This is a genomic window from Mesorhizobium sp. M0998 (genome assembly GCF_040318885.1).
Classification (GTDB): domain Bacteria; phylum Pseudomonadota; class Alphaproteobacteria; order Rhizobiales; family Rhizobiaceae; genus Mesorhizobium.
In genome coordinates this window covers 25,397-51,640 of sequence record NZ_JAMYND010000020.1, presented here as the reverse complement: position 1 = coordinate 51,640, position 26,244 = coordinate 25,397, and the positions used below count along the sequence as shown (strand labels likewise).

24 protein-coding genes are annotated in these 26,244 nt (G+C 61.9%); 10 read left to right on the top strand and 14 right to left on the bottom strand.

The genetic code is table 11. The annotated features are described in order from the left end of the window. The first annotated feature begins 33 nt into the window (after positions 1 to 33). The 3 genes from NKH59_RS19720 to NKH59_RS19710 are packed head-to-tail and all read left to right on the top strand — an operon-like array spanning position 34 to position 4,642. Positions 34 to 2,964, top strand: a complete 2,931-nt coding sequence (locus tag NKH59_RS19720) for a molybdopterin oxidoreductase family protein (protein WP_353022788.1) — start codon at positions 34 to 36, stop codon at positions 2,962 to 2,964. Further along, positions 2,961 to 3,695 (top strand): 4Fe-4S dicluster domain-containing protein, encoded by a 735-nt coding sequence (locus NKH59_RS19715; RefSeq protein ID WP_352470094.1) that lies wholly within the window; start codon positions 2,961 to 2,963, stop codon positions 3,693 to 3,695. The genes NKH59_RS19720 and NKH59_RS19715 overlap by 4 nt, the downstream gene beginning before the upstream one ends. An 11-nt stretch (positions 3,696 to 3,706) precedes the next feature. Next, complete coding sequence (locus NKH59_RS19710; RefSeq protein WP_352920660.1) at positions 3,707 to 4,642, top strand: dimethyl sulfoxide reductase anchor subunit family protein; 936 nt, start codon at positions 3,707 to 3,709, stop codon at positions 4,640 to 4,642. Between the two features lie 2 nt (positions 4,643 to 4,644). Here the strand turns inward: NKH59_RS19710 and pdeM are convergent, their stop codons facing one another. The 5 genes from pdeM to NKH59_RS19685 form a co-directional block, all read right to left on the bottom strand. Continuing rightward, a complete protein-coding gene (gene pdeM, locus NKH59_RS19705) occupies positions 4,645 to 5,361 on the bottom strand; it encodes a ligase-associated DNA damage response endonuclease PdeM (protein WP_352470092.1) in 717 nt (238 codons plus the stop codon). After that, on the bottom strand, positions 5,358 to 7,880 hold the full coding sequence (locus tag NKH59_RS19700; RefSeq protein ID WP_353022786.1) for a ligase-associated DNA damage response DEXH box helicase: 2,523 nt from the start codon (positions 7,878 to 7,880) through the stop codon (positions 5,358 to 5,360). The genes pdeM and NKH59_RS19700 overlap by 4 nt, the downstream gene beginning before the upstream one ends. A gap of 67 nt (positions 7,881 to 7,947) precedes the next feature. Continuing rightward, on the bottom strand, positions 7,948 to 8,859 hold the full coding sequence (locus NKH59_RS19695) for a C40 family peptidase (protein WP_502895698.1): 912 nt from the start codon (positions 8,857 to 8,859) through the stop codon (positions 7,948 to 7,950). Beyond that, positions 8,822 to 9,172 carry a MarR family winged helix-turn-helix transcriptional regulator gene (locus NKH59_RS19690; RefSeq protein WP_023676939.1) on the bottom strand — a complete coding sequence of 117 codons (351 nt, stop codon included), beginning with the start codon at positions 9,170 to 9,172 and terminating at the stop codon, positions 8,822 to 8,824. The genes NKH59_RS19695 and NKH59_RS19690 overlap by 38 nt, the downstream gene beginning before the upstream one ends. Positions 9,173 to 9,241: 69 nt before the next feature. Continuing rightward, entirely contained in the window at positions 9,242 to 10,606 is a 1,365-nt protein-coding gene (locus NKH59_RS19685; RefSeq protein ID WP_353022784.1) for a leucyl aminopeptidase family protein, read from the bottom strand. Between the two features lie 122 nt (positions 10,607 to 10,728). Here NKH59_RS19685 and NKH59_RS19680 point away from each other — a divergent pair, with 122 nt between their 5' ends. Beyond that, a complete protein-coding gene (locus tag NKH59_RS19680; protein ID WP_353022822.1) occupies positions 10,729 to 11,550 on the top strand; it encodes a tetratricopeptide repeat protein in 822 nt (273 codons plus the stop codon). A 116-nt stretch (positions 11,551 to 11,666) separates the two neighbouring features. Here NKH59_RS19680 and NKH59_RS19675 read toward each other — a convergent pair whose 3' ends face one another. The 9 genes from NKH59_RS19675 to NKH59_RS19635 all read right to left on the bottom strand — a co-directional run bounded on the left by NKH59_RS19675 (position 11,667) and on the right by NKH59_RS19635 (position 20,728). Beyond that, positions 11,667 to 12,683 (bottom strand): type II secretion system F family protein, encoded by a 1,017-nt coding sequence (locus NKH59_RS19675; protein ID WP_023676936.1) that lies wholly within the window; start codon positions 12,681 to 12,683, stop codon positions 11,667 to 11,669. Between the two features lie 8 nt (positions 12,684 to 12,691). After that, positions 12,692 to 13,705 carry a type II secretion system F family protein gene (locus NKH59_RS19670; protein ID WP_352685699.1) on the bottom strand — a complete coding sequence of 338 codons (1,014 nt, stop codon included), beginning with the start codon at positions 13,703 to 13,705 and terminating at the stop codon, positions 12,692 to 12,694. A 29-nt stretch (positions 13,706 to 13,734) separates the two neighbouring features. Further along, the gene (locus tag NKH59_RS19665) at positions 13,735 to 15,243 is read right to left on the bottom strand and encodes a TadA family conjugal transfer-associated ATPase (protein ID WP_352448622.1); all 1,509 of its coding nucleotides are present in this window, start codon (positions 15,241 to 15,243) and stop codon (positions 13,735 to 13,737) included. 29 nt (positions 15,244 to 15,272) lie between these two features. Then, a complete protein-coding gene (locus NKH59_RS19660; RefSeq protein ID WP_352621909.1) occupies positions 15,273 to 16,556 on the bottom strand; it encodes a CpaE/TadZ family protein in 1,284 nt (427 codons plus the stop codon). A gap of 55 nt (positions 16,557 to 16,611) precedes the next feature. Then, positions 16,612 to 17,346 carry a CpaD family pilus assembly protein gene (locus tag NKH59_RS19655; RefSeq protein WP_352541279.1) on the bottom strand — a complete coding sequence of 245 codons (735 nt, stop codon included), beginning with the start codon at positions 17,344 to 17,346 and terminating at the stop codon, positions 16,612 to 16,614. A 14-nt stretch (positions 17,347 to 17,360) separates the two neighbouring features. Further along, positions 17,361 to 18,887 (bottom strand): type II and III secretion system protein family protein, encoded by a 1,527-nt coding sequence (locus NKH59_RS19650; protein WP_353022782.1) that lies wholly within the window; start codon positions 18,885 to 18,887, stop codon positions 17,361 to 17,363. Next, positions 18,884 to 19,699: a Flp pilus assembly protein CpaB gene (gene cpaB / locus NKH59_RS19645; RefSeq protein ID WP_023676931.1), complete on the bottom strand. Its 816-nt coding sequence runs from the start codon at positions 19,697 to 19,699 to the stop codon at positions 18,884 to 18,886. Before cpaB ends, NKH59_RS19650 begins: the two co-directional genes overlap by 4 nt. 189 nt (positions 19,700 to 19,888) lie before the next feature. Next, the gene (locus NKH59_RS19640; RefSeq protein ID WP_353022780.1) at positions 19,889 to 20,407 is read right to left on the bottom strand and encodes an A24 family peptidase; all 519 of its coding nucleotides are present in this window, start codon (positions 20,405 to 20,407) and stop codon (positions 19,889 to 19,891) included. A gap of 150 nt (positions 20,408 to 20,557) precedes the next feature. After that, a complete protein-coding gene (locus NKH59_RS19635) occupies positions 20,558 to 20,728 on the bottom strand; it encodes a Flp family type IVb pilin (RefSeq protein WP_023676929.1) in 171 nt (56 codons plus the stop codon). A gap of 342 nt (positions 20,729 to 21,070) precedes the next feature. Here NKH59_RS19635 and NKH59_RS19630 point away from each other — a divergent pair, with 342 nt between their 5' ends. The 6 genes from NKH59_RS19630 (at position 21,071) to NKH59_RS19605 (ending at position 26,170) form a co-directional block, all read left to right on the top strand. Continuing rightward, entirely contained in the window at positions 21,071 to 21,493 is a 423-nt protein-coding gene (locus NKH59_RS19630; RefSeq protein WP_352613897.1) for a pilus assembly protein N-terminal domain-containing protein, read from the top strand. Between the two features lie 152 nt (positions 21,494 to 21,645). Further along, positions 21,646 to 22,206, top strand: coding sequence for a TadE/TadG family type IV pilus assembly protein (locus NKH59_RS19625; protein WP_353022778.1), 561 nt, complete (start codon positions 21,646 to 21,648; stop codon positions 22,204 to 22,206). A gap of 30 nt (positions 22,207 to 22,236) precedes the next feature. After that, positions 22,237 to 22,857: a TadE/TadG family type IV pilus assembly protein gene (locus tag NKH59_RS19620; protein WP_352470083.1), complete on the top strand. Its 621-nt coding sequence runs from the start codon at positions 22,237 to 22,239 to the stop codon at positions 22,855 to 22,857. A gap of 390 nt (positions 22,858 to 23,247) precedes the next feature. Beyond that, a complete protein-coding gene (locus NKH59_RS19615) occupies positions 23,248 to 24,489 on the top strand; it encodes a phosphopentomutase (RefSeq protein ID WP_352685693.1) in 1,242 nt (413 codons plus the stop codon). Further along, positions 24,482 to 25,372 (top strand): bifunctional DNA-formamidopyrimidine glycosylase/DNA-(apurinic or apyrimidinic site) lyase, encoded by an 891-nt coding sequence (mutM, locus tag NKH59_RS19610; RefSeq protein ID WP_352541274.1) that lies wholly within the window; start codon positions 24,482 to 24,484, stop codon positions 25,370 to 25,372. Before NKH59_RS19615 ends, mutM begins: the two co-directional genes overlap by 8 nt. A 24-nt stretch (positions 25,373 to 25,396) precedes the next feature. Continuing rightward, positions 25,397 to 26,170 (top strand): enoyl-CoA hydratase, encoded by a 774-nt coding sequence (locus NKH59_RS19605; RefSeq protein WP_352685689.1) that lies wholly within the window; start codon positions 25,397 to 25,399, stop codon positions 26,168 to 26,170. The last annotated feature ends 74 nt before the right edge of the window (positions 26,171 to 26,244 follow it).

The window sequence follows — 26,244 nt, the reverse complement described above, 5'->3', positions numbered from 1 at the left end:
CAAGGTCGCGGAGCGCAAGAGCATCACCGGATCATGACCAACAACCTGCTGCGCGGAGCCAATTCGGCACCATCACAACGGCCGCTTGCCGATACGCGCGCGCCCTCTGAACGCGACGGCGTCGATACTTCGCCTGATGTCTCCGACAGCATCGCCAAGACGACCTGCTATATGTGCGCCTGCCGCTGCGGCATCGACGTCCACATCAAGGACGGCAAGGTCCGCTACATCAACGGCAACAAGGATCATCCGGTCAATCGCGGCGTGCTGTGCGGCAAGGGCAGCGCCGGCATCATGCAGCATTACAGCCCGGCCCGGCTGAAGAAGCCGCTACTGCGCACCGGCCCGCGCGGCTCGGGTGAGTTCCGCGAAATTGAGTGGGACCAAGCTTTGTCGATCGCGGCAGAACGGCTTTCGAACATCCGCCGAACCGATCCGAAGAAACTCGCCTTCTTTACCGGCCGCGACCAGTCGCAATCGCTGACCGGTTGGTGGGCGAGCCAGTTCGGCACACCGAACTTCGCCGCCCATGGCGGCTTCTGCTCGGTGAACATGGCAGCCGGCGGCCTCTACACGATTGGCGGCTCGTTCTGGGAGTTCGGCGAGCCCGACTGGGACAACACCAAGTATTTCATGCTGTTCGGGGTTGCCGAAGACCATGATTCCAATCCGATCAAGATCGGCCTCGGCAAGCTCAAGGCGCGTGGCGCCAAGGTGGTTTCAATCAATCCCTGCCGCACCGGCTATAATGCAATTGCCGACGACTGGATCGGCATCCGGCCCGGCACCGACGGCCTGTTCGTATTCGCCCTCATCCATGAATTGCTGAAGGCTGGCCGCATCGATCTCGAGTACCTCTTGCGCCACACCAATGCCCACATCCTGGTCGTTCAGGAGCCTGGAGCTGTCGATGACGGGCTGTTCATGCGAAATGGCGACGGCAATCTGCTGGCTTGGGACAGGGTGGCGAAGATGCCTGTCAATGCCAGCGATGCCGACGCGAAGCCCGCATTGACCGGCAGCTTTCTCGTAGACGGCCGCCGCTGCGTGCCGGTCTTCCAACTCGTCGCCGACCGTTATCTGGACGAGAGCTATTCACCGGACGCCGTCGCTGACCGGTGCGGCATCTCCGCCGACACCATCCGACGCATTGCCGCAGAACTCGCCCATGTCGCCTTCGAACAGCAAATCGAATTGCCGGTGGCCTGGACGGACTGGGCTGGCCGCCGGCACGAGACCATCAAGGGCCGCCCGGTGTCGATGCATGCGATGCGCGGCATCTCGGCCCACTCGAATGGTTTTCACTCTTGCCGGGCCATTCATCTGCTTCAGGTGCTTCTCGGCACGGTGGACGTGCCGGGCGGCTTCCGCTTCAAACCGCCTTATCCGCGGTCCGCGCCGCCGGGTCCAAAGCCCGCCGGCAAGAATGTGAAGCCGATGACACCACTCGAAGGCATGCCGCTCGGCTTCATCTGCGGGCCGGAAGACCTGCTGATCGACGGAGGCGGCAAACCGATCCGTATCGACAAGGCCTATTCCTGGGATGCGCCGCTGGCTGCACACGGGCTCATGCACACGGTTATCCGTAACGCCTGGGCCGGCGATCCCTACACGATCGACACTCTGTTCATGTACATGTCCAACATGGCCTGGAACTCATCGATGAATACGGTCGAGACGATGGCAATGCTGACCGATATTGATGCGTCGGGTGAGTACAAGATCCCGTTCATCATCTATTCCGACGCTTATTATTCCGAGACCGTACCTTTTGCCGATCTGGTGCTGCCGGACACGACCTATCTCGAGCGTCATGACTGTATCAGTCTGCTCGACCGGCCGATCAGCCACGCCGACGGGCCGGGCGACGCCATCCGCCATCCCGTCGTCGAGCCGGACCGCGACGTCAGGCCGTTCCAGACGGTGCTGATCGAACTCGGCGCGCGGCTCGGTCTGCCCGGCTTCGTTCATGACGACGGCTCCGCCAAATACCGCGACTATGCCGACTACATCGTCAATCACGAGCGCACGCCAGGTGTCGGTCCGCTCGCCGGCTGGCGCGGCAAGGACGGGGCCTCGGTCGGCAAGGGCGAGGTCAATCCCGACCAGTTGCAGCGCTACATAGATAATGGCGGCTTCTGGCACCAGGATTTCGCCGCCGATCAGCGCTATTACAAGATGGCCAACCGCTCGTATCTCGAATTGGCTGAGAGCATGGGCTTCATGCCGAAGGCCGAGCCGATCGTCTTCCAACTCTATTCGGAGCCGATGCAGCGCTTTCGCCTTGCGGCGCGCGGCCATGGCGGGGTGCTGCCGCCGGAGGCGGAGCGCAGCCGCATCGAGACCTATATGGATCCGCTGCCGTTCTGGTATGCGCCCTTCGAAGAGGCTGCGGTCGACAGCCAAGCCTATCCGCTGCACGCGCTGACGCAGCGGCCGATGCACATGTACCATTCCTGGGGCGGGCAGAATGCCTGGCTAAGGCAGATCACCAGCCAGAACCGACTGTTCGTGCACTACCGGACGGCAGCCGGCCTCAGCCTTGTCGACGACGATTGGGTTTGGATCGAGAGCATCAACGGCAAGGTCAAAGGACAGATCAAGCTGGCCGACGGCGTCAACGCCGATACGGTGTGGACCTGGAACGCGATCGGCAAACGGCGCGGCAGTTGGGGGCTCAAGGACGACGCGGCCGAATCCAATCGCGGCTTCCTGCTCAACCACATCATCGGCGACCAGACCTCCGCCGATGCCAACGGCAAACGCTATTCGAATTCCGACCCGGTAACGGGCCAGGCCGCATGGTTCGACCTGCGCGTGCGCATCGTCAAATGCGCGCCCGAGGAAGCGGGCTTCACCGAACCGCAGTTCGAGCGGTTCCGCCAGCTGCCGGACTCTGAGCTCTCGCCCGACAAGCTCAGTTTCGGCGCCGAGTTCCGCATGAAAAGAGAAGCCGCGGAATGACTTGCCTTCCCGCCCATACCGACAAGAAGCTCGGCCTTGTCATCGATCTCGACACCTGCGTCGGCTGCCAGGCCTGCGTTACCGCCTGCAAAGAATGGAACACCGGCGGCCATATGGCGCCGCTAACCGACATCGACCCCTATGGCGGCAATGTCGACGGCGTCTGGTTCAACCGCGTGCACAGTTATGAGCACATGACCGAGATGGGTGGGCGCACGGTCAATTTCCCACGCTCCTGCCTGCACTGCGAGACGCCGGCGTGCGTCACGGTCTGCCCGACCGGCGCCTCCTACAAGCGGGCGTCGGATGGCATCGTGCTGGTCGACGAGGACAAATGCATCGGCTGCAAATTGTGCAGCTGGGCCTGCCCCTATGGCGCGCGCGAGTTCGACACCGATGTCGGCGTGATGAAGAAATGCACGTTGTGCGTCGACCGCATCTACAACGACAATCTGGCGGAAGAAGATCGCGTGCCGGCCTGCGTCGCTGCTTGCCCAACCAGCGCGCGGCATTTTGGCGATCTGGGCGATCCGGCATCCGCTATCTCGCAACTGGTGGCCGAGCGTGGCGGTGTCGATCTGATGCCGGAAATGGGCTATAAGCCGACCAACAAATATCTGCCGCCACGTGCCCACACCACCCGCGCCGCATCGGTGCCGGCGCCAGCGCTTGAAGCGGTGCGGGCCGAAGGCGGCTTCCTCGGCTGGGTCGACCGCATGCTCTCGAACTGACCCGTGCCTTCATGCATCCAGCCTTCTCCGTCGTCTTTTTCACCACGGCCACGGGCGCCGGTTACGGCCTGCTCGCGCTGCTTGGCGTGCTCGCTGGACAGGGCTTTATCCCGCCCGATTTCTGGCTTGGCCTCACCGGCATGGGGCTGGCGCTTGGCCTGATCTCGACAGGCCTGCTGTCGTCGGCCGGCCATCTCGGCCGGCCCGAACGCGCCTGGCGTGCCTTCTCGCAATGGCGTAGCTCATGGCTGTCGCGCGAAGGTGTTGCCTCGGTCGCCACCTTCGTGCCGGCGGGACTGTTCGGTATTGGCTGGGTGGTCCTCGGCCGTACGAGCGGCTGGGCGGCTGTCGCCGGGCTGCTCGCTGCCGTCGGCGCGGTCGCAACCGTCTGCACCACCGGCATGATCTACGCGTCGTTGAAGCCGATTGCCCAGTGGCACAGCCGCTTCACCCTGCCCGCCTACCTGGTCTTTTCGGCGATGACCGGCAGCGTACTGCTCAACGCCCTGCTGCAGGGATTTGCCGCAGGCTCGAATATGCTTCTGGCGGCTGCCCTGTTGCTGACCGCGCTCGGCTGGGGTTTGAAGCTGGCGACCTGGCGATACAATGACAGGCTGGAGATCCCGACCAACGCCAACACCGCAACCGGGCTTTCCGGCGGCACGGTGCGGTCGCTGGAATGGCCGCATACCGAGGAAAACTATCTGCTCAAGGAGATGGGTTTTCGCATTGCGCGCAAGCACAGCGCTAAACTCCGCCAGATCACGCAGGTGCTGGCCTTTGCTTTGCCCGCGTTGCTGCTGGTGGTGGCGTTCGCCTTGCCGTGGCCCTATGCGGCAGCACTGTCGATACTCGCCCCAATCGCCCAACTCGCCGGAATGCTGGTCGAGCGCTGGCTGTTCTTCGCCGAGGCCAAGCACACGGTTACTTTGTACTACGGCAGGTAGGTTCAGCCCGGCCTGAGCATCGCGTGGGAAATCGCGAAAATGCGCTCTGTGCCAAGCATATAGGCCATCAGCGTTTCGCGGCGGAACAGCCCGGCATAGGCGCGATCGAGCACGTTGAGCGAGCCGGTATAGGCGCCGAAAGCCGGCATGATCATGCGGCCGCCATCGCCGGCAAAGCAACGACGCCGCACCGAACGGCCTTGCTGCACGATGCGGGCGCAAGGATGCAGGTGACCTGATATCTCGCCTTCCGCCCTCACCGCCGAAGGCTCGTGCCGGAAGAGCAGAGAACCGATGGCCAATTCGCGCACGGTCTCGCCCGGCAGGTCGGCCGGTGCTTCCGGGTCATGATTGCCGGCGACCCAGAACCAGTCGCGCCCGACCATCAGCCCCTCCAGCCTTTGGCGAAAGCTCGCGTGCATACGTGCGGCGCCGCCGCCATCGTGAAAACTGTCGCCCAGGCTGATAACGATCGCAGGCTGATAATCGGCGATCACCGCCTGCAGCCGGAGCAACGTCGCACCGGTGTCGTAAGGTGGGACCAGCGTGCCGCGCCTGGCCAGTGATGAACCTTTTTCCAGATGCAGGTCGGATACGGTCAGAAGCCGGAATTCGGGAAAATAGAGCACGCCGCGACGGTCGCAGATCGCGCGTTCGCCGGCGATACGGACAGCGCCCGCATCCGCCAGAGGCGCAGCCATGGCGAGCGCGACAGTCATTTCGTCCCCATGGCCTCCTCGACCAGCGTGGCTGCATCCATCAGCAGCGTGTCATCGGCCTCGCCATGCACCGGCATTTTGCCGATCTCGAGCATGATCGGCACGGCGAGCGGCGATATCTGCTCGAGGTTCTTATGCATGATTCGACCTTGGACGCGCGAGAGCATCTCGGCAAGTCTGCTGACATCCAAGAGACCGGTCGCGGCATCGGCACGCGTCGCCTGCAAAAGGATATGGTCGGGCTCGTGGCTGCGCAGCACGTCGTAGATGAGATCCGTCGACACGGTTACCTGGCGGCCGCTCTTCTCCTGCCCTGGGTGGCGTTTCTCGATCAATCCCGAGATCAGCGCGCAATTGCGAAACGTGCGCTTCAACAACCAACTGCCGGCGAGCCAGGCTTCGAGGTCGTCGCCCAGCATGTCCTGATCGAATAGCGCAGCCAGCGACGGTTTCTTCGCCCTGAACATATGGCCCATATCGGCCAGCGACCATATGGCAAGCGCATAGTCGGTGGCGACGAAGCCGAGCGGCTTGGCTCCCGCCCTGTCGAGGCGGCGGGTGAGCAGCATGCCGAGCGTCTGGTGCGCCAGCCTGCCCTCGAACGGATAGGCCACCAGATAGTAGCGGTTGCCGCGCGGAAAGGTCTCGATCAGCAGATCGTCGCGTTTCGGCAGCACCGACTTGTCGGCCTGAAAGCGTAGCCAGTCGGCGACCTGCTCCGGCAGCTTCTTCCAGCGCTGCGGATCGTCCAGCATGGCGCGGACCTGTTCGGCCAGGTACGTCGAAAGCGGGAATTTGCCACCACCGTAATACGGCACCTTGGCGTCGCTGCCGGGTGCATTCGAGACAAAGCACTCATTCTCGCGGATACCTTCGAAGCGGAGCACCTTGCCGGCGAACATGAAGGTGTCGCCATGCGTCAGCGTTTCGAGGAACGCCTCCTCGATCTTGCCCAGAACCCGGCCGCCACGCGACGCCGCGCCTCTGCTGCCGGCCTGGACGTAGCGGACGTTGAGCGCCGGCACTTCGATGATGGTGCCGACATTCAGCCGGTATTGCTGGGCGACGCGAGGATTTGAGACCCGCCACAGCCCGTCCTTGTTGAGACGAATACGGGCGTAGCGTTCGTAGTTCTTCAGCGCATAGCCGCCGGTGGCGACGAAATCGATGACGCGATCGAATGTCGGCCGATCGAGATCGGCATAGGGTGCTGCCGTTCGCACTTCCTCAAACAGCGCATCGGCATGGAACGGCGCACCGCAGGCACAGCCCAGCACGTGCTGCGCCAGGACGTCGAGCCCGCCATTGACCAGCGGCGGCGTATCCTGGGCACCGAGATAATTGGCGTCGAGCGCCGCCCTGCATTCCAGCACCTCGAAGCGGTTGGCCGGTATCAGGATCGCCTTGGACGGCTCGTCCATACGGTGGTTGGCACGGCCGATGCGCTGCGCCAGCCGGCTGGCACCTTTCGGCGCGCCGACATGGACGACCAGGTCGACATCGCCCCAGTCGATGCCGAGGTCGAGCGTCGACGTGGCGACGATGGCGCGCAGGGCGTTCTCGCCCATTGCCTTTTCGACACGCCGGCGCTGCGCGACGTCGAGCGAGCCGTGATGCAGCGCGATCGGCAAGGTCTCCTCGTTGACCCGCCACAACTCCTGGAACAGCAACTCCGCCTGGCTGCGCGTGTTGACGAACAGCAGGGTTGTCTTGTGGCGCTTGATCTCGTTGTAGATTTCCGGCGTTGCGTAGCGGGCCGAATGTCCCGCCCACGGCACGCGCTCCTCCGAATCGAGAATGGAGATGTCGGGCTTGGCGCCGCCAGTGACGACGATCAGTTCGGCCATCGGCCCCGGTGGATTCTGGCTGACCAGCCAGCGCCGCAATTCGTCAGGCTCGGCGACCGTCGCCGATAGGCCTATCGTCTGCAGGGCGGGCACAGACGAGCGCAGCCGGGCCAGCCCGAGCGACAGGAGATGCCCGCGCTTCGAGGTCACCAGCGAATGCAATTCGTCGAGCACGACATAGCGCAGGTCCTCGAAGAAGCGCCTGGCATCGGGCGCGGCAATCAGCAGCGCCAATTGCTCGGGCGTGGTCAGGAGAATGTCGGGCGGCGCCAGCTTCTGCCGCTGGCGCTTGTGTGCGGGCGTGTCGCCGGTGCGCGTCTCGACGGTGACCGGCAGCCCGATTTCTTCGACGGGTTTGCCGAGATTGCGCTCGATGTCGACCGCCAGCGCCTTCAGCGGCGAGATGTAGAGTGTGTGGATGCCTCGATGCGCCTGCCCCGGCCTTCTCCTCGGCCGGCCGGCCAGTTCGGTCAGCGATGGCAAGAACCCGGCCAGCGTCTTGCCGGCGCCGGTCGGGGCGATTAGTAATACCGACCGGCCGCCCTGGGCTTTGGCCAGCAAATCGATCTGGTGGGCGCGCGGCGACCAGCCCTTTTCCGCAAACCATTTGACAAATGGCTCGGGCAGGACGACGGCGGCATTCTGTTCGGCAAGGCGCGGCTGCTCTGTCACGCGCCAGACGTAGCGCGGCGGCGCGCAATCGCCAAGCAGAATCAGAACAAAAGGTGATCGATTCGCGTTACGGCCGGCGAAACCCGGTCGGTCCGCCATAGAGATAGCCGATACGGGCGACCGCCTCCCTCAGTCCTTCACGCGACACCAGCATGGTGTGGCCGTTGGCGTGGATCATGGTCTCCGGATCCGTCATGATCGCGACGTGGCCTTTCCAGAAGACCAGGTCGCCGCGCCGCAACCCGGCAAAATCCGGCCCGGGTTCGAGCGGCTCGCCGACGGTCGCCGCCTGCATGTCGGTGTCGCGCAGCACTTGCCTGCCAGCCATGTGCATTGCAAGTTGCACGAGACCGGAACAATCGATGCCGAAGCCGGAGACGCCGCCCCACAGATAGGGCGTGCCGAGAAACGCCTCGGCGACCGCGACGTAGTCGGGATGAACCTCGGCGACCGGCCTGAGATGACCCGAGATGACCGCCTGGCCGGACGGCAGCAGAGCATAATGCGTGCCGCGCGTTTCCGCTGAGCCCGTCACCGCCACCAATGACCCCATCGAGAGCTCCCCGCTCACCGGGAACCGCAAATCCGGTCCCGGATAGAGGAAAGTGCGGGGCACCGAGACAACATGGGTGGGCGCATGCTCCCGACCGCCCAGCACGGTGTCGGCGACATAGCCGACATAGCCGTCGCGCTCGGCCTGTATCCAGGCCCAGCCCTCAACGTCCTCGAAGACGAGGACGTCTTCGCCGAACAGAAGCTGGGTATCGACGCCGGCGTCCGGCCGCGGCGCCTTGCGGATGTCGGCGACGGAGGCTGATATGCGAGCCGGCCGGCCGGCGACGAAACGGTCGGCGGCGACCTCGCCTCGCAGCCTGGCGTCGGCGAGATCGGAGCGGAAGGCATGGAGGCGGGCATCCCTGGCGGTCAAATCGGCAACTCGTTCAAATGGGCAACTCTTGGGCTCTGGCAATGATAACATCGCCAAAGCGCTCGACAAAGAGCGCGCCTTCGACTGTGCGCCTGACCAGCACGTTGCGCTTGTCGAGCTCGTCGCGGTGGCGCGACACCAGTTTCAGCGCCCCCATCGTATCGAGCGCACGGGTGATCACCGGCTTGGTGACGTTGAGGCGGGCGGCTAACCCCCGCACCGTGTGCGGCGGCGGATCGAGATAGATGGTGAACAGGATCGCCGTCTGGCGCATGGTGAGATCGGGCGCGTCGTCGCGCACCTCCGACAGCACCACCTGTTGCCATAGTCGCAACGCTTGGCTTGGACGCATGATAATCGACATCCGGTCCAGCATGACGGAAAATTGTTTCGGTTCCGTTTCAGTCCATACCTTCGTCGGCTACTCCTAGAATCAGCCGTAGCGGCTCGAAATGACCTGCTCCAGCGCCCGGATGCCTTGCGCTTCGCCACCGGCAAGGCCGTGCGGGCGGTCGAACGGGTTCCAGGCGAAGATGTCGACATGCGCCCAGCCGGCGGTCTTTTCCACGAAGCGCTTCAGGAAAAGCGCCGCCGTGATCGAGCCGGCGAAACCGTCCGGCGTGACGTTGTTGACGTCGGCCACCTTCGACGCCAGCTTGGCGTCATAGGGCTTCCACAACGGCATCCGCCATAGCGGATCCTCGACCGCAACGGAGGCGTCCGCCAGCTCGGATGCAAGCGTCTCGTCACCGGTATAGAACGGCGGCAAGTCGGGACCGAGCGCAACACGGGCAGCGCCTGTCAGCGTTGCCATATCGACCAGCATCTGCGGCTCTTCGTCATCGGCCAAGGCCAGGGCATCGGCGAGCACCAACCGTCCTTCGGCGTCGGTGTTGCCGATTTCGACGGTAATGCCCTTGCGGCTCACCAGCACGTCGCCTGGCCGGAAGGCGTTGCCGGCTATCGAATTCTCGACAGCCGGGATGAGCACGCGCAGCCGAACCTTCAACCCGGTGGCCATGATCATGGAAGCGAGACCCAGCACGTTGGCAGCGCCACCCATGTCCTTCTTCATCAAAAGCATGCCCGAGGACGGCTTGATGTCGAGACCGCCTGTATCGAAGCAGACGCCCTTGCCGACCAGCGTTATCTTGGGGGCATTGTTCGGCCCCCAAATCATGTCGATCAGGCGTGGCGCGTCGGCAGAAGCCCGACCGACGGCGTGGATCATCGGAAAGTTGGCGGTAAGAAGATCGTCGCCTTTGGTCACCGATATTTCGGCCTTGTGCGTCGCGGCCAAGGTCCGGGCGGCCTTCTCCAACTGACCGGGGCCCATATCGCTGGTCGGCGTGTTAACCAGATCGCGCGCCAGGAAAATGCCATCGGCGAGGCGGCGGATGCGGGCGGCGTCGGTGCCTGCCGGCAGCGCGAGGCGAAGCGTCTTGCCTGGCTTCTTGCCGTAGCGGGTGAAGACATAGCCGCCGAGCGCCACGGCGAGTGCCGTAAGCTCCGGCTTGGCCGGTGCGGACGCAAAATGCCACTCGCCTGCGGGCAAGGCTCTCGCTAGTGCGCCGATGGCCAGTGCGCCCTCGCCATCACCGGTGCCGAACAGGGCTCCGGCAATCGCGCCGTTGTCGCCAGGCACGATCAGCGTCCTGCCGGCCTCGCCGGAAAAGCCGTTGGCCTTGGCCCAGGCGACCGAGGATGGCGCAAGGCCCGCCGCCGCCAGAGCATCCTTCGCCACCAGATGGACCGGCAGCGCATTGCTCAATTCTTTCTCGACGAGTTCGACAGGCATTCGCTGGCCTCCGGCTTCCGAGTCGGCGTTTCTTAACTCTCCGTTAGGGTTAACAGAATATTTCTGCGGGAGGAAAGATGACCTCGCAAATGGTCACGCGCATGAACGGAGCCCTGGTGCCGATGCCGACCAACCGCAGGATGAACGCCAGCGCAAACAGGCTGATCACCACGGCGTTGATGATGGTGCTTGCTGCAGGCGTCGCCGGCTGCGGAACCAGCAAATTGACGACTGGCTCGATTTCTCGTCCAAGCGGCAAGCCGCTGGAAACAATGTCGGCGGGCGAACTGCACAACGCTACGATGGCGCTCGGCCAGTCCTATTCGAAAAACCCCAGCGACAAGCGGATCGCGACAAATTATGCCGCGGCGCTGCAGATGGACGGCGACGCAGACCAATCGCTTGCGGTGATGCGCAAGCTGGTGATCGCCTTGCCGAAGGATCGCGACGTGCTCGCCGCCTATGGCAAGGCGCTTGCCGCCAACGGACAGTTCGAGCCGGCACTCGATGCCGTGCGCCGCGCCCAGACGCCCGAATATCCTGACTGGAAACTGGTATCGGCGGAAGCTGCTATTCTCGACCAGCTCGGCCAGAAGGACGAGGCTCGCCAAGGCTATCGCAAGGCGCTTGACCTCAGGCCGAACGAACCGTCGATCCTTTCCAATCTCGGGATGTCGTACGTGCTGGAAGGTGATTTGCGCACAGCCGAAACCTATATGCGCTCAGCCGCCCAGCAGCCGAATGCAGACAGCCGCGTCCGCCAGAACCTTGCGCTGGTCGTCGGTCTGCAAGGCCGTTTCGACGAGGCAGAGAAGATCGCCTCGCAAGAGCTGTCGCCGGATCAGGCGCAGGCTAACGTCGCTTACCTTCGCCAGATGCTGGCGCAGCAGAATGCCTGGAGCCAGCTCAAGGACCAGGACAAGGCAAAGCCCGCCACCAACTGACCGCTTCGAGCGCCGAACCGGCGCGCGAATTCCGCAACATGTCTAACGCAAAGAGCCGCGCTGCACCGGCAGCGTGGCTCTGGATCGTATCAGCGTTTCTGGCAACGCCGCTGGCGCTACTCGCTGCTTGATTTCGGCTGGTCGCCAAAGATGCCGCGCTGGCTCACCTGGATGCCGGCGGGACCCAGAATGATGGCGAACAGCACCGGCAGGAAGAACAGGATCATCGGCACGGTGAGCTTCGGCGGCAGCGCGGCCGCCTTCTTCTCGGCGGCATTCATGCGCATGTCGCGGCTCTCACTGGCAAGCACCCGCAATGCATGCGCCACGGGCGTGCCGTAGCGCTCGGCCTGAACCAACGCCTGGGACACAGACCTGACGGATTCCAGGCCAGTTCGGCTTGCAAGGTTCTCGTAGGCCTGCTTGCGCTCCTGCAGATAGGAAAGCTCGGCGTTTGTCAGGATGAATTCTTCCGCCAATGCCACCGATTGCGCGCCGATCTCATCGGCGACCTTGCGAAGCGCCGCTTCCACCGACATGCCGGACTCGACGCATATCAGCAACAGGTCGAGCGCGTCCGGCCACGCCATCTGAATCGATTGCTTGCGCTTGGTAGCGCGGTTGTTGACGTAGAGCACCGGCGCGTAGAATCCCGCATAGGCTACCACGATGCACACGAACAGCTTCACGAAAAGCGGCTGCTCGGGCAATCCGCCGAGCACGAACAGATACATCGCCGCCAATGCAAAGCCGATGAAGGGCAGGACGAGACGGAAGAAAAGGAAGCGCGTCAGCGGATTTTGCCCGCGAAAACCCGCCACTTTCAATTTCTGCAAGGTACCTTCATCCGCCAGCGCACGCCTGAGATCCAGGCGATCGACAATATTGCGCATGCCGACCGACTGTTCTTCGCGCAGGCCCTTGCGGCGGCGGTCGGCTTCGACTGCCAGCCGCGCGCGCTGCTTGGCGCGCAGCTCATCGCGCTCCAGCGCTACGGATTTCATGCGCGCCTTGAGCTGGTTCCCGCCAAAAGCGGGCAGCAGCGTGAAGACGGTCGCAAACACCGCGATGCCGACCAGCAGTGCGATCAGCAGGGACGGGTCGGTGAGAGTTCTGATGACGTGATCGGTCATAGCGAGTCCTAGACTTCGAAATTCATCATCTTGCGCATTACCAGGACGCCCATCGACATCCAGATACCGGAACAACCGAGGATCAGATGGCCGGTGCTGGTGATGAAGAGGGGCATGATGTAGTTCGGGCTCGTCAAATAGACGAGAAAGGCGACGACGAAAGGCAACGCGCCGATGATCACGGCGGATGCCTTGGCTTCCATGGACAATGCCTGGACCTTGGCTTTCATTTTCTTGCGGTCGCGAAGCACGCGCGAAAGATTGCCCAGCGCTTCGGAAAGATTGCCGCCGGCCTGAGACTGAATCTGGATGACGATGCCGAAGAAGCTCGCCTCGGTGCACGGCATCGTTTCTGGCATGCGCATGGCCGCGTCAGGGATCGACAAACCCATTTGCTGCGAATCGACTATGCGGCGGAACTCGGTCTTGACCGGCTCGGGGGATTCGTTGGCGATCAGACGCACGGCGTCGTTCAGCGGCAGGCCGGATTTTACCGCACGCACGATGATGTCGAGCGCGTTCGGAAATTCGTTGAGGAACGCCTTGACGCGGTGCGCGCGGCGAAACGAGACGAACCAGCGGGGCAGACCCAAGACGCCGACCAGCAGCGCAGCCGGCAAGATCAGCAACGGTGCGCCGATGAAATATACAAGAGCCGTCAATACGACGCCGCAGACCGCCGAGTAGACATAGAAGCGCTCAAGCGAGATCTTCATGCCGGCCTGGCGGATTTGGATCTTCAGCGGTGGCTTCTTGACCAGGCTCTGATTGGACTTTTGCTTTTGATCGAGATCCTTCAGCGAATCCTGGACGGACTTGCGACGCTTGGCCGCTTCCGCCACGCGATCGCGCGACGCCTTGACGACGGAACGATCCGTCTCGGCGGTCTTGATCGATTCAAGCCGCTTGCCGACCTGCTTCTCGGTGCTGATCCGGTTGAACAGGAAAGCATAGGCCACCGCGCCGGCGCTGAAGCCGGCGAGCACGACGAATGCCAATACGGTGCCGTCAATTCCGAACATCGACCCTGGCCCCCACGCTTCCAGACGGATCAATCAGCGCGTTTCTCCATCGCCTCGAGCGCAACCGCGAGGCGCTGCTCCTCACCGTAGTAGCGGGCGCGCTCCCAGAAATGCGGACGGCCGATGCCAGTCGACACGTGCTCGCCCAGCAGCCGGCCGTTCGCGTCCTCGCCCTTGATGTTATAGAGAACGATGTCCTGGGTGATGATGACGTCGCCTTCCATGCCGATCACCTCGGTGATGTGGGTGATACGCCGCGATCCGTCGCGCAGGCGTGCAGCCTGTATGATCACGTCGACGGAGCCGACGACGATTTCGCGCACGGTTTTTTGCGGCAGCGTGTAGCCGCCCATGGCGATCATCGACTCTATGCGGTTGAGGCATTCGCGCGGGCTGTTCGAGTGGATCGTTCCCATCGAGCCGTCATGGCCGGTGTTCATCGCCTGCAGCAGGTCGAACACTTCGGGTCCGCGCACTTCGCCGACGATAATACGTTCGGGGCGCATGCGCAGACAGTTCTTGACCAGGTCGCGCATGGTCACTTCGCCCTCGCCTTCGAGGTTGGGCGGACGGGTTTCGAGACGCACCACATGCGGCTGCTGCAATTGCAGCTCAGCTGAGTCCTCGCAGGTGATGACGCGTTCTTCGCGGTCGATATAGTTGGTCAGGCAATTGAGCAGCGTCGTCTTGCCTGAGCCGGTACCGCCCGAGATGACAATGTTGCAGCGGACACGCCCGATGATCTTGAGAATCTCGGCCCCTTGCGGAGAAATCGAACCGAACTTGACCAGCTGGTCGAGCGTCAGCTTGTCCTTCTTGAACTTGCGGATGGTAAGTGCGGTGCCGTCGATAGCCAGGGGCGGTGCGATGACGTTGACACGGGAGCCATCAGGAAGACGCGCATCGCAGATCGGGCTTGATTCATCGACGCGGCGGCCAACCTGGCTGACGATACGCTGGCAGATGTTGAGGAGCTGCTGGTTGTCGCGGAAACGGATGCCGGTCTGCTCGACCTTGCCGTTGACTTCGATGTAGACGTTCTTGGAGCCATTGACCATGATGTCGGCAATATCGTCGCGGGCAAGCAGTGGCTCCAGCGGCCCGTAGCCCAAAACGTCGTTGCAGATATCCTCGAGAAGCTCTTCCTGCTCGGCGATGGACATCGCGAAATTCTTGATCGCGATGATGTCGTTGACAATATCGCGGATTTCCTCGCGCGCGCTTTCGGGATCGAGTTTGGCGAGCTGCGACAGATCTATCGTATCGATGAGTGCGGCGAAGACCTGGCTTTTGGTGTCGTAGTAGGTTTCGCTCTTTTGGCGCTGGATACTTTTCGGCTCCGGCGCCAATGGCGGCGGCTCGACCGCACGGCGAACCGCCGGCGCGGCAGGCGCGCCGGATGGCGGCAGCGCCGCCGGCCTGGCAGTTACAGCCGCTTCCACAGGGTTTGCGGCCGCCGGCGCAGCAGGCGCGGGTGCTGGCTGACGGAATTCCGGAATGGTCCGGTTGCCGTCGTCGCTGCCTCTTTTACCAAACATGATCGCTTACCAATTCCACCGCTGAGGCATCACTTCTTGTTGCGCGAAAGCTTGCCGATCAGATTGCCGAGGCCAGCCTTTTTCTTCACCTTGATTTCGCTGCGCCCTGTCAGCACATGGGCGATCTCGTTGATCGTGGCGACAACCGGACTCTTGGCATCCATCTCACCGAGCATACGTCCGTTGTTGGCAGCATTTCCGAACAAAAGCGGCTCGAACGGGATGACCGACATCGGCGAAAGGCCGAGCGATTCGGAGAAGTCGGACGGCGTAATCTCAGGACGTTTCGGCACACCGGCCTGGTTGATCACAAGCTTTGGCGCGGGGTCGTTCGGACGAAGCCGCTTCAGCATGTCGACCAGGTTCTTCGTGTTGCGCAGATTGGCAAGTTCGGGCGTCGCCGTGATGACGATCTCGTCGGCCTTGACCAGCGTGTTCTTGGTCCAGCCGGCCCACACGTGGGGAACATCGAGCACGAGGAGCGGCGCGCTACGCTGGGCTATGTCGATAAGCTGGGTGAAGGCGTCGGGATCGAAATCGTAGACCCGCTCCAGGGTCGAAGGGGCCGCAAGCAGCGACAGGTGCTCGGCGCATTGGGCGAGCAGCCGGTCGAGATAGACCTCGTCGACGCGTTCCGGCGAGAAGACTGCCTCGGCAATGCCTTGCGCCGGATCCTGGTCGAAATTGATATTGGCCGTTCCGAAGGCGAGGTCGAGATCGGCGACAACCACTTCGGATTTGAAAAGGGACGACATGGCCCAGGCCACATTATGGGCTATGGTCGAGGAGCCGACGCCGCCTTTGGCGCCGATGAAGGCAATCGAGCGGCCGATCGGCTCAGCTTCCGGATCAACGAAGATCGAAGACACCACGCTGACTATGTCGGCCATCGATACGGGCGCGATGACATACTCGGAAATGCCCGAACGGATGAGTTCGCGATACAGGCCGACATCGTTGTAGTGGCCGACCACCACCACCTTGGAGGTCGGGTCGCAATGCTCGGAGAGCTGGGCGAGTTGTTCCAGCAACAGCTTCGGCTCGCTGCGCGATTCAAGCAGGATCAGGTTCGGCGTCGGCGCCGACTGATAGAATTCGATAGCGGTGGGGATGCCCCCCATATGCACCTTCAAATGGGCCTTGGCCATGCGGCGATCCTCGCCGGCGCGCTCGACCGGATTGGCTACGCCTTCGGTCTCGCAAAATGCCTGGATCGAAATGCGCGGGATCGGCCGCAACGCCTGCATCGCGGCAATATCCTGCTCCGAGGTTTCGCCGCCCGGTACCTCTGTGTCATAGGCAAGATTGCTCATTGTCATCACTTTCCGTGACTTGCGCGGCTTAGGGTTTGTTGAGCCTCAACACTCGTTAATATTCGACTTCCGAATTGCCGAGGAATTCGTCCGAAATACCTCTGTCACGATAGACGTCGATCACCGCGCCGCGATTTTCCGCGTCGATCGGCGTCGGCTTGCGTGGCCCGATCAGATCGGACGGATTGGCCATCTGGGCAGCCAGGTTGTTCTGATACGAACAGCCGAAATCGGCATAGTGCTTGTTTTCCGAAGTCTGCAGCAGGTCTTCGGGCCAGCGCCCGCATTTATCCGTCTGAGCCTTCACCGAGACGTAGGCAACACGGACCGGTGCGGACGCTTCGGCCGAAACAGACTGATAGGACCGCATGTCGATCCGCTTCCGGCTGATGCCGCTGGCTATGGCCAGCCTGGCGAAATCGCGGCCGGCCGCGGCCGCTGCGATTTCGTTGGCTGAGCCGCTCGGAATCTCGATCGTCAGCACCGGAGCCGCGCTCCTGTCGTATCCGTCCAGGAAGCCCAGGAGCGTGTCACGCTGGGATCTGGTCATGCCACGGTCGCCGGCGCCGACCGGAAGGTCGATCTTCTGTACCTTCTCGGCTATGACGATCGGATGGGTGGTGCGATAATCGTCCGGTATGGCACCCACCGTGACGCTGTCGCGATTGGCGCAGCCGGCCAGCAATGCCGCCATCGCGATCGCCATAATGGGAACGGCCGGCCGCCAGATTCGCGAATGGACTGACCGCGTCGCGGTGATCGCCCGTGCCTTCGATGTTGCCTTAGACATGACCGCTTCCCCGCTTACTTGTAGATAAAGCCGACAACGCCGTGGTAACGGCCGTTGGGCTTGTCGGTCTGCATGGTGCCGTAGACACGGTTGACGCGGCCAAGGAAAATGCCGGCGCCATCGCTGGCGGCGTTGAAATTGTCATCCGGCTTGGCAAGATCGTTGCGCGCCACCGGCTTCACCAGATAGGGCGTAATGATGATGACGAGCTCGGTCTCGTTGCGAACGAAATCCCTACTGCGGAACAGCGCGCCAAGCACTGGAATCTTTGTCAGACCGGGCAAGCCGTTGACAGCTTGCCTGAGATCATCGCGGACAAGGCCGGCAATCATCATCGAGCCGCCCGAAGGCAGTTCCACTGTTGTGTCGGCCAAGCGCTTGCGGAGCGACAGGGCATTCATGCCCGGGCTCGTTACGCCTTCGGACAAAGACACAGATCCCTCCGTTGTCGGCTCGGAAACCGAGGTTCTGACTTTCAGGCTGATACGGCCGGGAGACAGCACCACCGGCTGGAATTCCAGGCCAATGCCGTATTCGATCTTCTCGACCGAATACGTCTTCAGACCGGTCTGGTTATCGTTTGATACGGCTTGGGAAACGCTGGTCACCATGTTGTATTCGCCGCCAACCTTGAAGGTCGCCTTCTCGCCGGATACGGCCGTCAATGTTGGTTCGGCGAGGGTTTTCATGACACCGGACTGTTCCATGGCATTGATGTAGGCCTGCAGCGTCGAGCTCCCGATAGAGAGGCCCGAGTTCGACAGCGACTTGCCCAAACCAGTGAAATTGTCGCTTACCGCGCCCCAGCTGATGCCGTTGCTGCTGCCGTTGCCCACCATGTTGACGCCGAGCTGCTTCATCACCGAGCGGCTGACTTCCGCGACCGTCACCTTCAGCGTCACCTGGTCGTCGCCGATGATCTGCAGCAGGTTGACGATCTTGCTGACGCGGCGCTCGGCATCCGGGTTATCGATCGCGACGCCGGCTTCAGCCGAACCGCCGGCAGCGGTCTGCGAATATTGACCCGTGGTTGCCTCGCCGCCGGACACGAAAATGGTTGCCAGATCGGCCGCGCGCTTGGCGTCCAGAGGAGTGTCCACGGTTCCGGTCAGAACGACGTTGTCGTTCAGCAACTCGACCTTGACCTCCGATGACGGGATGAAGCGCTTGATATAATCCTCCAGCCCGGCGACGTCACGTTCGACCGCTAGGTCAAGGCTGACGATCTGCTCGCCATTCGAGCCAAAGACGAAGATATTTGTCTCGCCGACCGCCTTTCCAAACAGATAGATGCGCCTGGCGGTGCGGGTCACCGCGTCGGCTACAGCGGGGTTGGCGACGAGAATGTCGTAGGCATCGCTCGGGAGGTCGATGACCACCGACTTGTTCAGTCCGAGCTTAACCCGCTGGGTGGCGGTCGAAGCCGTCACCCTGGCATTGCCCGCCGCACTGGCATCGACAATGCCATATGCATTCGTTCCAAGGAGAAACAGGCCGATCGCCGCAGCCAGGATGAGCGGCAGTTTGGTCTTTAGCCTCATTTCCTTGCCCCCACTTCGGAAACTTCGCCCGACTTGATCAACCGCACTGTTCCGCGCCGGCCATTGCCGGAAACCAGGTAATCGGCTTCGCCCACATTCTTGTCCTGGCTGTCCTTGATCGAGCGCAGCGCCAATGTCAGGCGATCCGCCATCTGCTGTGCGACGGTGATGATCTCGGACTGCTGCGGCGTCAGTTCCAGGGTGGCGGTCTGGCCAACCCTGGTCTTCTTACCTTCCTCGTCCTCCTGAATGGTCTGGTCGATCGCCAGGACGCGAATGTTCTTCAGGATAGTTTCGGTCGTGAAGCCCGGACCACCGCCATTGGCGGGATCGGCTCGGCGGGTCATGATGACGTCGACGAAATCGTTGGGAAGAATAAAGCCACCGGCCGAGGTGTCGGCCGAGATGCTTGTGGCAACGGCCCGCATGCCGGAGGGCAGGATCGACGACATGAAGCTTTGCCCTTCACCGATCAGCTTCGAGCGCCGCAGCGGCTCGCCGGCGTAGAGCGCCACGCGAGCGACGGCGCCCTTCAGCTTGTCCAGCGCTTCAGGCTCGGCGGCGCGGGTGATGAAATTTGCGTTGATGCCTGCGGACGGCCATGACTCCCAGGAAATGTTGTTTTCAAGCGGACTGCCCATCGGAACGTCGCCGGAAAGAACAAGCACATCCTGCAGCGCGATCGCCGGCGCCTGAGGACCGGAATCGACAACCGGAGGCGGCGGAGCCACGACCATGTTCTTCGCGACATAGCCTGCACCACCGGCCGCGGCTATCGCCACGCTCAGAATAATCAATCGGGATGCTGGCATCTGTCCGAACCTCGCCTTGGCAAACCACGTAGCCAAGCGGGACTTTGCAGCGGCAATCGTCAAAACAAGGTTAATGTTATACTTACGATCGTGATTAATTTAACGTTTATATAAATTGGACCGACAAGCCCGGCCCGAAGGAAAACGTGGCCAACTCGCCTGCTCGGCGCCAACCGCGTAAAGTGAAATTCAGCCCGCCAGCCTGGTAAGTGCCCAGGCCATCAATGGCGAGTCGGAATAGGTGAGCAGACCGCCAATGCCAAGCGCGATGCCGTACGGAACGCCGGTCGCCTCATCGGCGAAATGGCGCAGGAACGGATTATGGCTTGTGACGGCGGCAAGCGGCGATTTTCGATAGGCGAGGATGGCTAGCGTCAGCAGGCCGCCGATGAATGTCGAGGCGACGAGGTATTCGATGAGATGGATGTTCAGTCCCATCCACATGGCAGTGGCAGCCAGAAGCTTGGCGTCGCCGCCGCCCATGCCGCCCAGCGCGAACAGGCCGAACGTCACCGCGAGAGCCAGGCCGGCGGCGGCGAAATGCCAGCCATAGGTGGCCCAGTCCATACCGGTCAAAGGCGCAACCAAGGCGAAGACGACCACAAGCAACACCGGCACGCGATTGGCGATCGTCATCGAAAGCATGTCGGAGATCGCGGCAAAAAGCATGCAGAACGGAAATACGACGAAGATCACGGCTTCAAGCATCGGCGCGCCTATGACCCAATTGCATCTGGCCCCCAAACCCAATCCTATTCGACTAACGACTGATGAGGCGCAAATTTCAATTCATACCAGGACTAAATAAGGGCCGCCAGTGCGGCGGCCCTTATTTCAGAACAACCGAACCCGTTACGGTCAGCTACCGTTCACCTTAGTGGAGATGGCGGTGAACTTGGCGTTCAGCGAGTTGCCGAGCTGGCCGGCGCCGACCATGATGGCGAGTGCGATAAGAGCGGCGATCAGACCGTATTCGATAGCGGTCGCGCCGGATTCGTCCTTCACAAAACGTGCGATGAGGTTAGACATTCGAGCTCCTACTCCAATTGTTACAGCACTTCCGTCAACTTCTCTTGGTGGCTGATCGGATACTGCGAATCTAAGGAGAAGCTGTTTCAATCGGCTTAATAAACAGGCTTACCGATTCCTTTCCCGCTTCGACGACATTGCGTGGTTAACCCAGAACTAAAATACCCGCCGCCAGGGCCTCGGCCGACAAAAGGCGCAACAGGCGCAATTCGGCAAAGACGTTTCAGCCGTGCCGGCTAGGCCCAATGCCGGTTCCGGCTTGATCCTGAATTCCAGCCGCTTAACGGTTGGTTCACCAATCTCGTTCATGTTCCGTTGAACAGTTTGCCAGGGGGCGCCTCAATGGCCGGGCCGAGATCATCATTTCCAGTTGCCGTGCTTTTTGCCGCAGCGGCTTTCGCCTTTCCAGCCAAGGCCGGCGCCGGCATCGAGGTGACGATGAACCAGGCAAAGATCATCAAATTGTCGCGCGCCGCCGATACGATTGTCGTCGGCAATCCGGCGATCGCCGACGCCTCCGTGCAGGACGCATCGACGATCGTACTGACCGGCAAGGGATTTGGCGTCACCAATCTCGTCGTCCTCGACCAGCAGGGCAATCCGATCGTCGATGAGCAAATAACCGTCGTGCGCCAGGCAGCGTCGTCGGTGCGCATCTATCGGCGTTCCGAAGTACAGACCATGTCCTGCGCGCCATATTGCGAAAGCTCGTATAAGAGCGATGCCGAGAAGGCCTCTGAAGCCGAAATGAGCGCCGTGCATTAGCTAGCCGACGTCTCCGTCTTTGGCGGGAACGTGCTTCGGTTATCGCCAGGTTAAGGCCTTCCCGTTGAATTTAACGGTCATTCCAACCGGACTTCAATCGGTTCCGACTAACGGTGGACCGATACAGAAGCGGGCATCGGCGGGCAGCGGACATGAGCAAGGTAGGACGAGCAGGTTCTCCAAGACGGTTTTTGGGCGACCGCCGCGGAAGCACGGCGATCGAATTCGCCATGCTTGCAATTCCTTTCGCGCTTCTTGTCTTCGCCATCCTGGAGAGCTGCATTTCTTTTGCCGCACAGGAAGTGATGGCAAACGCAACCGACGACATCGCGCGCCAACTGCGTACCGGCCAACTAAGACCGGCCGATGTGTCCGGCACCAAGCTGCGGGATATGATCTGCACCAAATTGGAGATCATGGTCGCCAAGACCTGTCCCGGATTGCTGGTGGACTTGCGCGAATATCCGACCTTCGCCGATGCGGCGCTGGCCGGTTTCAAGATCCAGGATGGCGACGTCGTGCTGACCAAAGGCACGAGCACACAGACCTTCACCGTCGCACCTGGCCTGGCGGAGTCGAGAAACATGCTGCGTGTTTTTTACAAATGGCCGGTGATGACCGACTTCATGGCCAAATCGATGGCCAACCTGAAGGACGGCAAAACGCTGCATTTTGCTTCGATCACTTGGCAGAACGAGCCGTTCGACAACTGAACCACGTAGTCGCTTGAAAAGGGCAAAGCCATGATTCGTGCGGGGGCACAGCTGGGCATCGCAGGGATTTGTACAAGAGCAGTCCGGCTTTGCTCGGACCGCCGCGGTATTGCGGCTGTCGAGTTTGCCCTCATCGTGCCTATCCTGTTGATCATGTACTTTATGACAATGGAGGCCTCGCAAGCCATCGAGACCAGCAAGAAGGTCAGCCGCATCGGCAGCATGGTAGCGGACCTCGTCACGCAGCAGCAGACCGTCAAGGCGGCCGATGTCGATGCCATCATGGCGATCGGCAGTTCCACGCTCCAGCCCTACAACCGCTCGAAACCGAAGATCATTATCACGGCGATACAGGTGACGAACGAGACGACGCCGAAAGTCCTGGTCGTGTGGTCGCGCAAGCTGGTCGATGGCGTCTCTAGCGTCGACGCGGTCAAGGATTCCACCACGACGGTCCCGAGCGCGCTCAAGATCAAAGGCACGTTCCTCATTCGGGTCGAAAGCGATCTCGCCTACAAGCCAATCATCACCTGGTCGGCGGACGGCCAAAGCCGGTTCGGGTTGAGCTCGGTCTTCAATTCGATATCGATGGCGGAAACTTATTATCTGCGGCCGCGCAGGAGCCCGACCATTCCGTGCAGCGATTGCTGACGCCTGAAGCCCGCTAACCGGTCTGTTGCTATTGCTTGCGACTGCGGGCCGAGACTAGACGCACGATGGCTGCAGCCAGCACATAGTCCCTCGACCGGCAACGGTTCGGCGACGATACCGATACGGAGCGTTCCGATAACATCGCGCCAATCGGCTCGCGCCAGGTTTGTGCAAGACGCATCCAGCAGCAAAGCCAGTACGGTGGCGAATGCTGTCAGGGCAAGCCTCATGCGAGCTCCGCGCCGCGCATTTCCATCCGCAGATCGACCATGCCGCGATTCGTCTCTCCGGGACCAGCACGCCAAGCCGTGCTGTTTGGGTTTCCGAATTGCCAATGGTGGCGCGGAACCCTATGTCTGAGCCAACACACAGGCAATGATGAACCTTTCGATGGCACGCGCCTTCCTTTTTGTCCTCGACTCCTTCGGCATCGGCGGCGCGGCCGATGCCGAACGTTATGGCGACACCGGCTCCAATACGTTCGCACACATCGCGCGGGCCTGCGCAGAGGGCCGCGCCGATCGCGAAGGCCTGCGTGCCGGACCCCTTCTTGTACCAAACATGCTCGCGCTCGGTCTCGGCCAGGCCGCGGCAACGGCAACGGGTTTCAGGTTTGAGAATGCCGGCAGTGCACCGCTTGCCGCCGCCTTTCACGGCGCGGCCCAAGAGGTTTCGAGCGGCAAGGACACGCCATCGGGCCATTGGGAAATAGCCGGCCTGCCGGTCCGTTTCGACTGGGGTTACTTCCCAGACAAGATTCCCGCCTTTCCGGCCGAGTTGACCGAAGCAATGGTGCGTGAAGGGAAGGTGCCTGGCATCCTCGGCAATTGCCATGCTCCGGGCACCGAGATTATCGAACGGTTCGGCGAAGACCATATCCGCACCGGCAAGCCGATCTGCTACACCTCGATCGACTCCGTCCTGCAGATCGCCGCGCATGAGGTTCATTTCGGCCTGGAACGGCTTTACGAGTTCTGCAAAGTGGTGCGCAGGCTCGTCGATCCGCTGAATATCGGCCGCGTCATCGCGCGGCCGTTTATCGGTGAAACCGCCGCCACGTTCGAGCGAACGCATAATCGTCGCGACTATGCCGTACCGCCACCGGAACCGACGCTGCTCGACCGGCTGACGGCGCGCGGCAGCCGGGTTATCGCGATCGGCAAGATCGGCGACATTTTCGCCCATCGGGGGATCTCGGAAGTCCGCAAGGCTGCCGGCAACATGGCGATGTTCGACAAAACGCTTGGTGCCATGGAAGACGCCCGCGACGGCGACCTCGTCTTCGCAAACTTTGTCGACTTCGACACCGAGTTCGGGCATCGGCGCGACGTTGCGGGATATGCCGCCGCACTCGAAGCTTTCGACCGGCGCCTGCCCGAGGCATTCGCACGGCTGAGGCCAGGCGATCTGCTCATCTTGACCGCCGATCACGGCAATGATCCGACGTGGCGCGGCACCGACCACACGCGCGAGCGTATTCCGATTATCGGGACACGGCCGGGTTTCAAAGGCGCAGACATCGGACTGAGGACAACATTTGCCGACATCGGCGAAACCGTGGCCGAACATCTCGGGCTGGCGCGCGGCCGTCACGGCACCTCCTTCCATGCCACGATAGGTGGCCATGCCTGAGCTGCCGGAGGTAGAGACAGTCAGGCGCGGTCTGCAGCCGGCCCTTGAAGGTGCCCGCATTGTCGGTGTCGAGGCACGCCGGCCGGATTTGCGGTTTCCGTTCCCCGAGAGATTTTCGGAGCGGCTGACCGGCAAGACGATTGCGGCGCTCGGCCGCCGTGCCAAATATCTGACAATGCACATGGACAACGGCCCGGTTCTGATCTGCCATCTCGGCATGTCGGGTTCGTTTCGCATCGAAACGGCCGACGAGAGCGCAACGCCCAGCGTGTTCCACCACGAACGCTCGAAAAACACTGCTCACGATCACGTCGTCTTCGACATCGCATCCCCTGCCGGCGTCCGCTCTCGCGTGATCTTCAACGACCCGCGCCGCTTCGGGTTCATGCTGTTTTCGGAAGGCGAGCCCGACATGCATCCGATGCTGGCGGGATTAGGCGTCGAGCCTACAGGCAACGCACTGGACGGCGCGCTGCTCGCTTCGTTGCTGAAAGGTCGCAAGTCACCGCTGAAAGCGGCACTTCTGGACCAGAGGCTGATTGCCGGGCTAGGCAATATCTACGTCTCGGAAGCGCTTTGGCGGGCCGGCCTATCGCCGCTGCGCGAAGCGGGCACCCTCGCGAGAGCCGGCAAGAAAGCCAAAGAGCAGAGCGAACGCCTGGCCGAAGCAATCCGCTCGGTCGTCGCCGATGCGATCGCCGCCGGCGGCTCGTCGTTGCGCGATCATATGAAGACCGATGGATCACTGGGCTACTTCCAGCATTCCTTCGCGGTTTACGATCGCGAGGGGGAAGGCTGCTCCAAGCCTGGTTGTGGCGGCCACATCGAGCGTATCGTGCAAAGCGGTCGTTCGACCTTCCACTGCCGGGCCTGTCAGGCTTGAACCAGAACCGAGGAGGAGCAAAGCATGGGCTATGAAACCATCATCGTCGAAACCCGCGGCAAGGTCGGGCTGATTACGCTGAACCGGCCGCAGGCGCTCAACGCGCTGAATTCACAAGTGCTCGCGGAACTGGTCGCGTCGGTGAATAGCATGGGCGCCAATGCCGACATCGGCGCCATGGTCATCACTGGTTCGGAAAAGGCTTTCGCGGCAGGTGCCGATATCAAGGAAATGCAGTCCATCTCCTATGTGGATGCCTATCTGCAGGATTTCTTCGTCGGCTGGGAAGAATTTACGCGGGCACGAAAGCCGATCATCGCGGCGGTGGCGGGCTATGCGCTGGGGGGCGGCTGCGAACTGGCGATGATGTGCGACTTCATCATCGCCGCCGACACTGCCAAGTTTGGCCAACCCGAGATCACGCTGGGCGTCATGCCCGGCATGGGCGGATCGCAGCGCCTGACCCGCTTTGTCGGCAAGTCGAAGGCGATGGATATGTGCCTGACGGGTCGAATGATGGACGCAGCCGAGGCCGAGCGTTCCGGCCTTGTCTCGCGCGTGGTGCCAGCCGGCGAGTTGATCGAGGAAGCGCTTAAGGCAGCGGCCAAGATCGCTGGTTTTTCCTTGCCGTCGGTGATGATGGCAAAGGAGGCCGTCAACCGCGCCTATGAGACGACGCTCACCGAGGGTCTGCGGTTCGAGCGCCGGCTGTTTCATTCGCTGTTTGCGCTGGATGACCAGAAGGAAGGCATGGCGGCCTTCAGCGGCAAGCGGAAGCCGAATTTCACGAACCGATGAGATGACGAAGGCGCCGGTCAAAAAGAAAGCGCTGCAGCGTTGACGCGCCGGAAAAGCTGAACTATAAGCCGCAC